Raw genomic sequence first — 14,522 nt, forward strand, 5'->3', positions numbered from 1 at the left:
ATTAGTTAATCCCTGAATCCGCCGTCTGAATGAATGATTTGCCCTGTTATCCACCTCGCAGCATCGCTCACGAGAAAGCCCACGAGACGAGCAGCGTCTTCAGGAGTACCTATACGTCCTGTTGGGAATTTCTGTTTTAAGAAATCCTGTGTTTCCTTATCCATGCAGCCTGAGTCAGTTGGCCCAGGGTCGATCGCATTCACTGTAATATGAGACGAAGCAAGCTCAATTGCAAGTGACTTTGTAAAAGCTGAGATTGCTCCTTTTGTCGTAATGTAAGCAATATTTCCAGGTTGTGGACTCTTGTCTTGACCCGATACAAAGTTAACAATTCTGCCACTTTTCCCTTCTTTCTTGAGACGCTTGGCAAACTCTACTGTCAACATGCATGTTCCCCTTACATTGACTGCACAGTGTCGATCAAACAATTCAGTAGTTACCTCTTCATGCCCAACCTCAACACAGTAAGTTGCATTATTTACTAGAACCGACAGCTCTCCAGACATCTTCGCCACTTCGTTTATAAGTCGCTCTGGCGCATCTTGATCCCTTAAATCAAGCTCCATCGATGCAGCGTTAACACCAAAGTTACGTAATTCACGCTTAAAGTCTTCTGCAAAGTTATGATCAGCATCTTCATATCCAGTTGCTTGATCATAACTAGAAAGATGTGTGAAAAAGATGTCCATTCCATAGTTGGCTAATTCACGACAGATTGCAGCTCCAATTCCTTTAGGGCGACTTGCGCCTGTGACGATTGCTATTAGATTCTTTCTTGATTTATTCATTAATTTTCCCTCCTAATGAAGGAACACGCTGACCACGATGAAAGGAGATGATACTACTTAGAAAGAGCAGAGACCACTATTGGGTATCTGCCCTCGCCATTTATCAATCATGAACGTGGCATTCCCTGTTTTGGTAGTAGACGACAGACCTATCCCTTCCGCAGAAATAGATTTATCTAATTCATTCACCATTACAGGATCAACCCACACATGTTCACAATCCCCTTTCCCTATATCTCCATTCCTCACTATAGCAAACGCTTTCAATAGAAACAAGACATTCCTGCCTAACATGCGCAAAGCACATTCTCTTCCACTAAATACTCTTAATTCGAGAAGTATGAGTTTGAAGTAACTATTGAAGTGGAATTACATAAATATTACATCTAATACGAGGAGATAACTGCATGAACAACAAGAACAGAGTCATTCAACGAATGATCAATAAAGACAGAGATTGCTTGAATGAACTTTACGATAGGCACATTCATCACATTCAACGAGTCATGTCCACCAGTAGCTTAGATTCTATAGATCAAGAAAAGATAATTACTCAACTTTTTTGTACAATTTGGTCGTCTCCAGAAATCTTCAATAATGAGAAACACATCTCCGTTGCCATTACAAAACTATGCCTTGCTCTTACAAACTCAAAGATGACTAGTATTGGTTAAAAGAAGTAGACGCTCTCTCGAACATACGCTGTTGAAAATCTCCACTATAAGGTTCACTACTTTTCTTCCCTATTTCATTCTCCTGCAAATGTTCTATACACAAAACTCCAATCAGTAAAAGATGGTATACTTATTCCTATAATGTCGTCAGCACTAGCTTTGAATAGGAGGATATTCTTCAATGCAACGAAACAAAGAACTTCATAATTTCTTATTAAATAGAGCAGAACAACTTACAGAAGAATGGTATGAATCACTAGATAAAAGCGGCACAGGAGTATACTCTTCAACTGATCCTGAAGTTGTCCGTAACCTCAAGGCTCAAAATTTCGAGTTCCATCAACACTTATGCAAAATTTTCGTCATGGAAAAGAAAGCATTTTTTAAGGAGTTTGATGAGTGGGTTATTAAGATCGGGCGAGATCCTCAACATTTAAACACACCTACCCACCTCATCATGAGAGAGTTTTTGCGTGTTCGTGAACAATATATGGGTTTTATAAAGGAATATGTTGATTCGTTACATTCATCTACGTCCCAAGAATTAATCGATATTTGGAAATATGCGGTTATTGAAGCGATTGATGTCGTCATGACGCGGGTCGTCGAGGAAAAAACCAACCACCTTAACAAACGCATTGAGGAGCAACAGCAAACTATCAATGAATTGAGTTCACCGCTTATCGATCTTCCTGATGGAAAAGCACTATTACCGCTAGTTGGTGATATTGATTCTGATCGAGCAAGCGCTATTCTAGAAAATACGTTAGAGGGCTGCACAACAAAACAAGTTGATCATCTATTTATTGATCTATCGGGTGTTTACCTTGTGGATACACTTGTAGCTCAACAAATCTTTCAGCTCATCACTGGACTAAAATTAATCGGCGTAAACACAACACTATCAGGTCTGCGCCCAGAAATCGCACAAACCGCCGTTCAGTTAGGTATCGATTTTGGGGCGATTAACATTACCTCAAATCTCGCACGAGCCATCTCAATGAGAACGAATTAACAGGTTACCACGCATCTAGTATCCGCTCTTCGTCGAAGAGCGGATACTTTTATAGAATGAACTGTTCTATTCCCCTTATATATCTTTCAACAATCGATCCATTACCATTCATGCTATTAGTCATATATAGAAATTTACAGTTTGTTAAGAAAAATCTAGTACGCACTAAACAATCTTCCTTCAATGTATGAACTATACATAACGACAGGGAGGAAGAACATTGAAAAAAACACCACTCGCACTCGCAACAATTGTATCTCTATCACTCGTTTCAGGGTATCCATCATCCTCATCCGCTGAGATGGAACAGCTAACTACCTATCCAGACCAAGAGGAATTGTCCATTTCACTCGTTGGAAGATATAAAAGCGGAGCAGCTCTTGATGAAGGTGGAGCAGAAATAGTTGATTACGATAAAAAGCATCAGCGCGCTTTTGTGGTAAATGGAGCTGATCAATCACTAGATATTCTTGATCTATCGTCTTCTACTGAAAACAACGAAATTCCGCTTTATAAGAAAGTGTTTCTAAAAGACATTGACTTAGGCTCATTTGTCCCAGGTGATTTGACAAGTGTTGCCGTCCATCCAACTTCAGAATACGTTGCTGTTGCAATACCTGCAGAAGAGAAAACAGATAAAGGAATGGTCGCTCTATTCCAAACAGATGGCGAATTCATTAAAGCTTATGAAGTAGGCTCGTTACCAGATATGGTCACGTTTTCTCCTAATGGAAAACAACTTATCGTTGCAAACGAAGGTGAACCTAATGATGATTACTCCGTTGATCCTGAAGGGAGTGTTTCCATCATCGACGTAAGCAATGGGTCTCTGAACGCTAATGTGAACACAGTAGGATTTAGTTCTCTCGATGAGGAAAAGATTGATGAGGATGTTCGTGTGTTCAGCCCAAATGCTACGCCTGCTCAGGATTTTGAACCTGAATACATTCAAGTGACCCCTGACAATCGAAAAGCTTATATTTCCCTTCAAGAAAATAATGCGATTGCAGAGCTTGATTTAGAAACACAAACCTTCACAAGTGTGAATAGCCTAGGCTTTAAAGATCATTCCATGGAAGGGAACGGACTGGATGCTTCTAATAAATCCGATGAGGTGGATATTAAGCCAATGCCTGTTCTAGGTATGTATCAACCAGATGGCATTGTACTTTATACTGTCGAAGGGAGAAATTACATCATTACGCCAAACGAAGGCGATTCCAGAGATTACACTGCCTATTCTGAAGAAACTCGCGTAGCGGATCTAGAGGCTGAAACAGGTCACGCTATTAAGTTAGATGCAGAACATTATAAAGGCTTCACTCAAGAACAACTAGATAAAATGGTAAAAGACGGCTTATGGAATGAGGAACAGCTCGGTCGATTGAAAGTAACAACCGCAAATGGATTAAATGAAGATGGAGAATACGAAGCTCTCTATAGCTACGGTGGTCGATCCTTTTCTGTTTATGAAACAGAGGACTTCGAACAGCTCTATGATAGCGGTGATGAGTTTGAGCAAATTACATCTGAGGCATTGCCGAAAAACTTTAATTCAAGTAATGATGATAATGCATTCAAAAACCGTAGTGATGACAAAGGCCCTGAGCCAGAAACTGCTGAAGTTGGCGAAATTAATGGAAAGCAGTACGCCTTTATCGGTCTAGAACGTCAGGGTGGTATTATGGTATATGATATTGATAACCCTAAAGAGCCTCAGTTCGTCACATATTTTACAAGCCGTGATTTTTCATCTGAAGATGGATCTGTAAAAGGAGATAGTGCTCCTGAAGGACTTAAATTCGTAGCAGCAAACGACAGTGCAACGGGTAAAGCGATGCTCCTTGCTGCTCATGAAGTAAGTGGTACGGTTGTAGCTTACGAAATTGAAAACTTAACTGGCGAAGAGCGACTGGCAGGTACCGCTGAAGACGATGAAGCTTCCGGCGAGTCTAAAGCAGGAAAAAGCAACTTACCTAATTGGATTCAATATGTATATGAAAAACTGGGCATCGAGCAGTTTAAAAGCAATAATGGTCAGAGTCAAGAAATAGAAGAAGCTAATAAGTAGAAGTATAGATTAATAGAGCTCCATTTCACAAATCCCCTCCCGGTAATGGAGGGGATTTGTTATGGTAAGGGCGCAATCCCTCCCTCTTATTACTCTAGTACAGTTACCTTTGCCCATGTTCCACTCCAATTCTTTACGTTCACTCTTTTCTTGTAAATCTTAAATAGTTCATCTGATTGAGAAAAAGACGGGGTAGGCTTCACCACCATTTGTAAGACATCTTCTATTCCCAAAGGTGAGGCTAAAATCATGTTATCTTCCGAATCCAGCTTCACTCCGAGCGCAGTTGCTGTCTCCGGAAATTTAGCCATTGCATCAATAGAGGATTCATAAGGGACTAGTTTATTAATTCTGTGCATCCGCGCCTGATTTTTAACAGACCATGGTAGATCAGGGGCTTGTTTTATCAACTGTTCCTCAAGGACTTTTTCATGAGATTCATCTGTTACGTGTCGATCAAAATAAATGACGTCTATATCCGCCAAAGTTGTTCTCTGTTCAAATTCATGAAGGACATCCCATATCTTCGAGCGAACAAATCCAGCGCACACCCACCAATCAGGTAACTGCAATCGTTTTACTTCGAAAAGAATTTCCATCATCCACTTATCCTCAGAAATTAGTCTCACAACATCATCTTCATTACGCAGGCTCATTAGTCCTTCCCCACCCCTTTAGAATTATCAATAAAACCAAAATATGTATAAACGAATAAAAAGCTGAATTTTAGGCTCTTTCATCCTTTTATCCTAAATAAAATGTTAAAACAAAACAACAAAAAGAAGAAATACGTCGAAATGGCTTTCATTCATGAGGAAAGGACGTATAATGAACTTATGTTTTTTTTTTGAGAGGAAGTAGTAGATGTTAGATTACCATTATTACGAAAGCAATGGGAGCTGCAAAGAACCTATCATTTTATTACATGGGCTCGGTGGTAACTACGGTATTTTTAATAAACAGATTGCAGAGTACAAAAAGGAGTTCGATGTGCTTGCGATTAACTTGCCGGGTCACGGAAAATCACCCGACACCTCAAGTTATCAATCTCCCTTCAGCACAAATCTAGTAGTCAATGAAGTCCTAACGACTATGAACAAACTAAATATTGAAAAAGCCCATGTTGTAGGCATATCCCTTGGATCCGTCGTCATCCATCACATGCTACAGCGAGCACCAGACCGTGTTAAGAGCGCTGTACTCGGAGGTTGTATTACAAGGTTTACACCACTCTCCTTATTCTTGCTTCATACAGGGAGCCTGGTAAAAGGATTCGTACCGCACATGTGGTTATATAAGTTGTTCGCCCACATTATGATGCCTAAATCAAATCATGCAAGCTCAAGAAGAATTTTTATTCGTGAAGCAGCTAAAATGAAAAGAAGTAACTTTCTTGCATGGTATAAATTAGCACATGAGGTTAGAACAACCTATAAAAACGTTCAAAAGAATAGCGCCGATATCGCGAAGCTGTATATAACAGGTGAAGAAGACCATCTGTTTGTTAAGCCATTAGTTAGAGACACGATGAACGATGAGAGTGCGCAACATCTCATTATAGAAAACTGTGGTCATGTGTGTAATGTTGAGAAGCCAAGAAATTTCAACACCGCTTCCATCGCTTTTATTCGCAAGAACAGTTCATCCTCTCTTCCACTACACGCGGCTAAGTAAATGAAGGGAACGTCTTATGGACGTTCCCTTTTGGTTAGCTTTATTTTACGACTCTTGATTATTCTTTTTTTCCTCTGTATCCCACTTATATCCTGATTTACCCATGTAATAGAGAAAACCAGCCGTTGATAAGGTGGTTAAAATTGCTACGATTAATCCCATTGTATATTAACTCCTTTTACTGCTTTTTAACTTACTTCTACTGGTTCTAACTTCATAATAGAGCCGAAATATTGTTGTGCTGTAGTGAAACAAATAAATGCAAGGAGTTCACTAATCTCTGCCTCCGTAAATGATTGCTTTACTACGTCTAATATGGATGAAGAGATGTCTCCTTTTTGCTTAACAAATACTTCTGCAAACCCTACTGCAACAGATATCTTCTCATCAAATAGATCCGGGTCAGGTTTCCCTTTCGCTTTACAATATTCACATCCATTACTTTGAGCCAATGTTCGTCTCACTTGTTCTTTTAAGTCTGAAGAGAGTAGATCATCTACTTCTAGCACATTTCCTAATGTTGACCAGGCTTCCATCACTTTTGGATTATGACCTAGTAGTTTTTGAAATGGCGTATCGCCAATATTTGATGGATTAATAACCGTCATAGTTTTTCACCCTCACTCTGTTATTTCTACTATTCTATCACTTTACCAATTATTCCAAAAATAACCTATTAACTTAATCATTTTAATCAAAAAGAAAAACGCACTCCGCTAATAAAAGCGAAGGCGTTTTTAAATTAAACCGACTCACGATTTCTATGAGGAACTTACGCTACGCTTGTTGAGCTCTACTCTCATCCATATACATCACTTCCCAAAGATGATTGTTGATATCCTGAAAGCTCCATCCATACATAAATCCATGGTCAATAGGTTCTGTTGATTCTTTTCCGCCAGCTTCTAACGCTTTTTTCACGATTTCATCCACTTGTTCCCTGCTATTAGCTGAAATGGCAAAAATCGCTTCAGCATTTGTTGTAGCATCTGTTATTTCTTTATGCGTAAACGTTTTAAAAAATTCTTCAACTAATAACATGACAAAAGTGTTCTCGTTAATGATCATACATGTCGCATTGTCATCTGTGAATTGTGGATTAAATTCAAAACCAATTTTAGTAAAAAAATCGACTGTTTCCTTCAGGTTTTTAACTGGTAGATTAACAAACAGCTGATCTGATTGAAAACCCATATTATCACCCTTTGTCCAATTTGTTGTACAGTAGTAAAGTTCTCTATGGTGAGCAATAGTCCTTTAATAGACTTGTTAAAATTGAAAGGTTGTATTCGTAAACATGGTCGCTTTTGCTATAAGGGTAGTGGTTGATTGTTATACAAACCCCATTTGAAAAGAAACGAATGATTCCTATCATAGTATTAATGTAGCTAGCTCTAAAAGGTAGAAGATCCAGGCTAGTAGAATGAAGCCAGTTAGAAACAAAATCACACTTACGATTTTTCTACCGTTTTCTAAGCTGGTATATAGTTTTAAAAGAACGAAATAAATAGGAATAATTATTGAGATGAAGGTCATGCCTTGGACCATTTCTTCATTAGTATACTTATGCGAATACACTAAGAAATAAATGAGCCACGAAGCAAATGAACCATACCCGATGATTAATAGAATTTTTCTTTCTGACATAAAGCACCTCAGATCTATACAAGTCTCTTATCATTTACGTTAACTAGATCAGAATGTTTCACTAAATGTTAGAAACAACCAAAAGAGCGCTTCAAGTTAAAGCGCTCTTTTGGTTATATTCCGTTCTTGCTCATTCACCAGCATAGGAAGAAATATAATTCTTAACGACTTCATACACATATTCTTGATTTGCTGCCGCGGTATCTGGATTATATTGACCGTCATTGACTTTATTATTAGATAGTACGCGAATTCCAAGAAACGGTACATCATATGCAGCTGCAATTTGTGCCCCTGCCGCGCCTTCCATTTCTTCGACAGAAGTACCATATTTCTTATGGAACCAGTTAATCCGATCCACTTCATTATTCCATACATCCGCAGATCCGATCGTTCCCTCAACTACTTTCCCTTTTGTATAAGTATCTTTAGCCGCATTAGCGCTTGAGAGTAACTCTTGATCTCCATCATAGTAGCGAATGTTCTCAGCATCAGGATCTTCTCCAGCACTTCCTTCAGAAGCCATCAAATCCATTGGCTTCCATGTTGTTGGATCAATGCCTTCGCCTTCACCCTTATTGGCGGTTTTTAATGAGCCTATGTTAACGGTTCGTTTACCTAGAACTATATCAAACACGTCTAAATTAGGATCATGTCCACCTGAAGTCCCTTGATTGATAATGGCTACTGGATTATACTTCTCAATTGCTACAGCCGTTGCAGCCGCAGTATTTTCCATCCCTTTACCTGTTTTCGTAACAATAACAGGATAACCGTCTAGTGTACCTTTGTAGAATACGAACGTTCCTGATGTTTCTTCCTCAACGTCCTCTAACCTTTGTGCGAATTCCTCAGCTTCAATCGGCATTGGACCTTGAACAATAATAGGTCTTTGAGCAGTTTCCGCCTCAGCTGAAGACTGTGAATTTGATTGACATGCACCAAGGACAACTAGTAAGAAAATCCCCATCACCATTGAACTATATCTCACAAATGCTTGTCTTTTCATAAACCATCTCTCCTTAAAATGAAATTGATCAATTCTACTTCCCTCTCTTTTCTTGCTTGTTCTACACGTAGTTTCCCCCAAAAGAAAAAGGACTAGAACAGGTATGATTTCTACCTTCTAGACCTACGAAAGTTAAAGTATGAATGATCAAACTGAAAGAAGATTCTGTTCAATCATAAATAAGTTGCAGCTTAAAGAACAACCGATTACTTCAACTCGTAGTCCAGTTCTTATCTTGGGAACCAGGTAGAGACACTCGGACCATATTACCGAGGATATACGAGAGACACTATTAATGATTAGTACTGTGCCACTATATCAAACACATTATATAGAATCAACCTAAAAAACGAATATTAATTTGATTAATATAAAAAATGTTCGTTTTTTCAACATTTAGTTACAAATTAGATAAAATGAAAAGGACCAGCTGTTGGTAGCTGGTCCTTCTAAATTATGAAAGGTTCTTTTCTGTTGCTATAAGAGTAGTTGTTGATTTCCGCTCCCCGCAGGAGTCGAGCACCTTCCGCTACAATCAACTCAGATGCGTAAATACTTCCATACATAACCTTTTTCTAAAGCAACAATCTTTTAAATATCTAAAAATAAAGCCTAATGAGAAGAATTATTCTCAACACGCACCATACTCTTCTTTAACTGCCAGCTATTTGTGATGACACCTACAAAACCCGTTATAGCGAGAATAAGAGACATCGTGTTAGAGAATAACTCACCCCACCCGAAAAAGGAAATTAGGCCAGCGCAAAATAAAAAGAAAGAGCTTATCATAGATATTAAGCTATAAAATCCATTTCGCTTCACGTTAGTCCTCTACTTTAACTTCTCTATCTTTTGGCAGAAGGAAAGCTGCTGCAACATAGACGAGAAGAAATACCCCAGATGTAAAAACAGTTAATAGAACATAGATGATTCGTAACAGACTAGAGTTAATATTAAACGCCTCACTTAGACCACCTAGTACGCCAGAAAATACTTTATTAGAAGTTGATTTATAAAATTTCTTCATTGTTTGCCTCCATTTCTATATTTATCTCTATTTCTATTGTTTCCTTCTATTCGTACGTTACAAACATATAAAAGTTTCAACTCAACCCATTTCCTCGACTTGAAAAGCAAGATGTACCGTTGTTCCCTGACCGGATTTGCTTTCGTAAAGCAGTTCGCCACCCATAGCCTTCACAATACTGTGAGAAACCATCATACCTAGTCCCGTTCCTTTTTCTTTTGTTGTAAAAAAGGGTTCACCAATGCGCGAGAGTTGCTCTTCAGTCATTCCAACTCCTGTGTCTTGAATGCTAATTCTTAATTCATTTTCATTTCTAGATACTTGAATCGTTAACGTGCCACCTTCTGACATAGCCTCTATCGCATTTTTAGAAATGTTTAATAGACACTGCTGAAATTTCCGTTTTTCAGATTGCATATACGTTGGAGGCAGGTCTATCTTAGAGTTAATAGAGACATTCATCATTGAAGCAAGTGGCTGAATCACACTAATGCTATGTTTGATTTCACTAATAATATCTATGCGATCGACACTTTCAGGGTAAGGCTTTGCAAAGGTTAAGTAATCATTAATAATTTCAGTGGCACGATCAAGTTCATTAATGGCAAGCTTCATGTACCCTTTCTTTTCCCTATCTTTAAGGTCACTATCAATTAATTGAAGAAATCCTCGACTAACCGTTAATGGGTTCCTTACTTCATGAGAAATACTAGCTGCAAGATGGCTAACAACCTTTAATTTCTGTCCTTCCATGACAGAATGAAGAAGCTTAAATTGGTTGATAAAAACTTCATAAATGAGAGTGGCTAGAACAACACCGATGACACTAATACAACTAAACAAAATCCACATTGACAGTGGGATTTGAGAATTAAAAAAAGTAAGAGACACAAATGTTGAAACTACCCCTACTAAGCCATCCATTGAAGCAGCAACAAGTAATTTTTTCTTTAAATCAAGATTAAGAAAATGAGCAGAAACGATGGAAGTTGCAATTGTGACAAGAGAGAACGAAAAAAGAGTAGGATAAAACCCATCACCACCGAGTGAGTAACGATAGCTTAACATAACAATTAAATAAATTAATCCAACCCATTTCCCACCATATAGAGCACCTAAAATAAAAGGAATTCTTCTAAAATCCAGAATAAAGTTATCGTTAATGACAACTGGATAGATCATACAAAGAATTACCGATAACAAAGGAAACAATGTTAGCAACCATCCTGATGATCTCTTTAAAAGGTTCGTATATTTTAGAAGATAGAGGATTTGCATAATACTTAAAGGGGCGAATACGAGTAAGAGATTTAAAAGAAAAGACTTTGCTGTGAGAAGCACTAATTTTCACCCCTCTATTTTTTATGTAATACAATTAACTTCTTTATTGTAGGTCTTACTCCTCTATTTAATTGCAAAAGAAAAAAAGAGAACATGACCAATTTACCATCGAACATGCCTCTTTGAGTAGAAATTACACTATTTCACTCTACTAAACCCATATTTATCTTCTATAACAAGCATATACATCTAACGCCTTTCCCCTCTTCACGAGCTGTGTTTCGCGTTTCATTCCGATGCGTTCTGCAACCTTAATCGAAGGCTGATTTAATGGATCGATCAGCGATAATAACTTAGGCAGTTCCAAATGTTCAAAACCATATGCTTTGCATGCTTTGGCAGCCTCCGTAGCATACCCCTTCCCCCAATGCTGCCGTGCAAAAAGGTAACCAATTTCCACTTCTACAGACTTTTGAATCTTATGTAGAACAAGTCCACATTGCCCGAGAAATTTTTCTTGTTCTTTCTCTTCCACGATCCAAAGACCAAACCCATACTTCTTATAGTGATTCATGGTCCATTGAATCCATTTCATTGTTTCTACTCGATTCTTAAGCGAGGGATAATACTTCATCGCTTCTCTGTCGCTAAAGATTTCTAGAAGACAATCACAATCATTCTCTTCCATTTCACGTATGATCAGACGATCTGTTGTTATTACTCTTCTTGTCATCTAGAGACCCGCCTTATAACAGCTTTAAGAGCATTAGAAAAAGCTAACATCAAATGCTGACGTTAGCTTCATTACTATTTAGCATATACCATTTCAGTGAAAACATTCTTTTCGTAAAAAGGGGGACGCTCAAACTCTTCATCATTCCGATCGTTTACTGTTAAGTATTCTCGTGATGATCATGCTGGCGATGTTCACCAAATTCAATCGCCTCCAAAATAGCTTCTTCTGAGAAGCCTGTGAGTATGGAGATTTGCCTAATGTCACACGTCCTAGATTGGTACTGCTTAATGAATTGGATGGCTACCATTACCTGATACAGTACTTTTGTATACTTGCTTAATAGCTGATGACTCATTGAGCGTCGGCCACTTCCTCCCCTGAAGATGAGAAGAGAGGAGCATCTCTCCCTTGTCTTTAAACCTATCATTATTCCTCTCGGCTTCCAATATAAATAACAATATTTAATAAACAATTAATATGAATTTTCTAACTTCTAGGTAACCTTCCTTTATTTACAGACGTAGGGTCTATGATTATACTAAAGTCTATATCATTGGACCTATAGGAGGCATAGTAGCATGAACGCAGTAAAGATTAATACAGAAGAAGAATTGAAAAAAGCCTTTTACATTCGAAAAAAAGTATTTATTGAAGAACAGGGTACACCTGAGGAGGATGAATATGATCAATATGACTCATTGGATGCAGCTGAACATATTCTTATTCTAGACAAGAATGAGGCTATCGGAACAGCAAGATGGCGTGTCGTTGATGGCATTGGGAAATTTGAACGTATATGCATACTACCTTCTCATCGAAAGCTAGGTATCGGTAACATGATTGTAGAGACACTAGAAGAACTCGCAGCTCTAAAAGGAATCGATCATGTTAAGCTTCATGGTCAAGTACAAGCAGAAGGATTCTACCAAAAGCTTGGGTATAGAACCGATTCCGAAGTTTTCATAGAAGATGGTATTCCACACGTGCTTATGAGGAAGAAACTTCCTGAAACCTTATCGTCACATCAATCGTAAGTTAGACGAGTATGAATAATGGGAACACCAATTAAGTAACTCTAACTCAAGAAAAGGATGAGGACGACATGATGCGAAGCGGAAATCCCGTTCTAAAAAATAATACATTCAATCGAACACGCGATCAGGGTGAAGCAATGACGATTGGCGGAACCGTAGCCAAAACGTTCTTCCTGTTCCTTTTTCTACTTGGATCGTCAATCTACACCTGGTACCGTTATTCTCAAGGTGAAGATATCTATACGATGATGGTCATCGGGGCAATTGGAGCACTGATTTTTGCTTTAATTACAGCTTTCTTCCACCGTGCTGCACCAATTACTGGTCCGATTTATGCAACGCTTGAAGGGTTTGCGATTGGTGGTCTATCTGCCATCCTTGAATCTCGTTACCCTGGGATTGTCATTCAAGCTGCTGCACTCACCTTCTCTGTGATGGGCGTATTGCTCTTTCTGTATGCGGCAAGAATTATTAAAGTAACGAAGAACTTTAGACTTATGATTGTATCTGCAACGCTTGCGATTTTCGTTGTTTATATTATTGATCTTGGTCTTAATCTCTTTCTTAATGCAAACGTACCGTACCTTCATTCGAATGGCTTAATAGGGATTGGCATTAGCCTCTTTATCGTAGCGATCGCAGCACTTAACCTTGTACTCGATTTTGACTTTATCGAAAACGGTGCAAACCGAGGTGCACCAAAACACCTCGAATGGTACGGTGCTTTCGGATTGATGGTAACTCTTGTATGGCTTTATATTGAAATTCTCCACCTATTACAGAAAATACGGAGATAACAAAGAGGGCGCACACTTGCGCCCTCTTCTTTACTTTGTAGTGCGGTAGTATAGCCACACAGCTCCTTTATCACCTAGTGGTTTTGTTTCAATTAACTCAAGATTAGTAGCTTCTAGTAGTGAAGATAGATCTTCACAATCAAATATGGTCGGTGTTTTCTTCCCTCCAATTGCAAGTGGAGCTAGAACAATACTTATTTCATCAATGAGTCCTTCTCGCAAAAACGCACCATTAATTGAGCCACCACCACTAAGACCAAGCCGCCTAAATCCAAATTCATAGAGCATTTCAAGTGCCTTACCAAGGTCAATATGCTCCCCACTGCCCGCCTGCACATATGTAATGTTTTTACTCTCTAACTGGTCAATATATGTCGTATCTACATTTTCTCTCGTTACAACAACAAGGCCATCCGTTTGTCCCCAATCCATTCGCCCTCTTCCATCAAACACAATATATGCCTTAGACTTTTTGGGTTCTGTAATTGGATTTTCTAATTCTACCCAATCTCCACTCCAGACGATAAGACTTTCACTGCCGGATACGAGGCTATCGCAATTCAATTCATCATAAAGTCTGTGGGTTAGATCATTTGCATCTCCATCTACGCCCTTCTCTGTCCACTCCATCACATTAGCGCAGTGGTTATTCGTCCATCAACTGATGAGAAAATATTGAGTACAACTTCAGGTCTTTTTTTCACATTCATCACCCTTTCGTTCGATTCCCTATCATTATAGAATTTCCAGAAAATGAATGTCAGTGTTT

Annotated in this window: 15 protein-coding genes and 1 riboswitch; of the genes, 5 read left to right on the forward strand and 10 right to left on the reverse strand. The window is 38.6% G+C overall.

Annotated features, from left to right (window positions below; genetic code table 11):
* Positions 1-5: 5 nt before the first annotated feature.
* Positions 6-788, reverse strand: coding sequence for an SDR family oxidoreductase (locus tag JI666_RS10025; protein ID WP_206891359.1), 783 nt, complete (start codon positions 786-788; stop codon positions 6-8).
* Between the two features lie 855 nt (positions 789-1,643).
* On the opposite strand from JI666_RS10025, the gene JI666_RS10030 reads away from it, so the two are divergent.
* Both JI666_RS10030 and JI666_RS10035 read left to right on the forward strand, forming a co-directional pair.
* The gene (locus JI666_RS10030; RefSeq protein ID WP_206891360.1) at positions 1,644-2,477 is read left to right on the forward strand and encodes an STAS domain-containing protein; all 834 of its coding nucleotides are present in this window, start codon (positions 1,644-1,646) and stop codon (positions 2,475-2,477) included.
* A 220-nt stretch (positions 2,478-2,697) separates the two neighbouring features.
* Entirely contained in the window at positions 2,698-4,548 is a 1,851-nt protein-coding gene (locus JI666_RS10035; protein ID WP_206891362.1) for a choice-of-anchor I family protein, read from the forward strand.
* 89 nt (positions 4,549-4,637) lie between these two features.
* Here the strand turns inward: JI666_RS10035 and JI666_RS10040 are convergent, their stop codons facing one another.
* Positions 4,638-5,204, reverse strand: coding sequence for a nucleotidyltransferase family protein (locus tag JI666_RS10040; RefSeq protein WP_206891364.1), 567 nt, complete (start codon positions 5,202-5,204; stop codon positions 4,638-4,640).
* A 208-nt stretch (positions 5,205-5,412) separates the two neighbouring features.
* On the opposite strand from JI666_RS10040, the gene JI666_RS10045 reads away from it, so the two are divergent.
* Entirely contained in the window at positions 5,413-6,222 is an 810-nt protein-coding gene (locus JI666_RS10045) for an alpha/beta fold hydrolase (protein WP_206891366.1), read from the forward strand.
* A 188-nt stretch (positions 6,223-6,410) separates the two neighbouring features.
* On the opposite strand, the gene JI666_RS10050 is transcribed toward JI666_RS10045, so the two are convergent.
* The 7 genes from JI666_RS10050 to JI666_RS10080 form a co-directional block, all read right to left on the reverse strand.
* Positions 6,411-6,830, reverse strand: a complete 420-nt coding sequence (locus JI666_RS10050; protein WP_206891368.1) for a carboxymuconolactone decarboxylase family protein — start codon at positions 6,828-6,830, stop codon at positions 6,411-6,413.
* A gap of 169 nt (positions 6,831-6,999) precedes the next feature.
* Positions 7,000-7,416, reverse strand: coding sequence for a VOC family protein (locus tag JI666_RS10055; RefSeq protein ID WP_206891370.1), 417 nt, complete (start codon positions 7,414-7,416; stop codon positions 7,000-7,002).
* Positions 7,417-7,999: 583 nt separating this feature from the next.
* Positions 8,000-8,839: a 5'-methylthioadenosine/S-adenosylhomocysteine nucleosidase gene (locus JI666_RS10060; protein ID WP_286170722.1), complete on the reverse strand. Its 840-nt coding sequence runs from the start codon at positions 8,837-8,839 to the stop codon at positions 8,000-8,002.
* Positions 8,840-9,077: 238 nt separating this feature from the next.
* A riboswitch (purine riboswitch) is annotated at positions 9,078-9,181 on the reverse strand.
* A gap of 520 nt (positions 9,182-9,701) precedes the next feature.
* Positions 9,702-9,905 carry a PspC domain-containing protein gene (locus tag JI666_RS10065; protein ID WP_206891374.1) on the reverse strand — a complete coding sequence of 68 codons (204 nt, stop codon included), beginning with the start codon at positions 9,903-9,905 and terminating at the stop codon, positions 9,702-9,704.
* A gap of 81 nt (positions 9,906-9,986) precedes the next feature.
* The gene (locus JI666_RS10070; RefSeq protein ID WP_286170723.1) at positions 9,987-11,183 is read right to left on the reverse strand and encodes an ATP-binding protein; all 1,197 of its coding nucleotides are present in this window, start codon (positions 11,181-11,183) and stop codon (positions 9,987-9,989) included.
* Positions 11,184-11,409: 226 nt separating this feature from the next.
* Complete coding sequence (locus JI666_RS10075) at positions 11,410-11,919, reverse strand: GNAT family N-acetyltransferase (RefSeq protein WP_206891385.1); 510 nt, start codon at positions 11,917-11,919, stop codon at positions 11,410-11,412.
* A gap of 160 nt (positions 11,920-12,079) precedes the next feature.
* A complete protein-coding gene (locus JI666_RS10080; RefSeq protein WP_206891387.1) occupies positions 12,080-12,277 on the reverse strand; it encodes a hypothetical protein in 198 nt (65 codons plus the stop codon).
* A 223-nt stretch (positions 12,278-12,500) separates the two neighbouring features.
* Here JI666_RS10080 and JI666_RS10085 point away from each other — a divergent pair, with 223 nt between their 5' ends.
* Positions 12,501-12,956: a GNAT family N-acetyltransferase gene (locus JI666_RS10085; protein ID WP_206891392.1), complete on the forward strand. Its 456-nt coding sequence runs from the start codon at positions 12,501-12,503 to the stop codon at positions 12,954-12,956.
* Between the two features lie 71 nt (positions 12,957-13,027).
* Positions 13,028-13,753, forward strand: coding sequence for a Bax inhibitor-1/YccA family protein (locus JI666_RS10090; RefSeq protein ID WP_206891441.1), 726 nt, complete (start codon positions 13,028-13,030; stop codon positions 13,751-13,753).
* Positions 13,754-13,783: 30 nt separating this feature from the next.
* Here JI666_RS10090 and JI666_RS10095 read toward each other — a convergent pair whose 3' ends face one another.
* The gene (locus JI666_RS10095) at positions 13,784-14,383 is read right to left on the reverse strand and encodes a RibD family protein (RefSeq protein ID WP_206891393.1); all 600 of its coding nucleotides are present in this window, start codon (positions 14,381-14,383) and stop codon (positions 13,784-13,786) included.
* Positions 14,384-14,522: the final 139 nt, after the last annotated feature.

The sequence above is a fragment of the Bacillus sp. NTK071 genome (assembly GCF_017303315.1).
In the GTDB taxonomy this organism is placed as follows: domain Bacteria; phylum Bacillota; class Bacilli; order Bacillales; family Guptibacillaceae; genus Guptibacillus.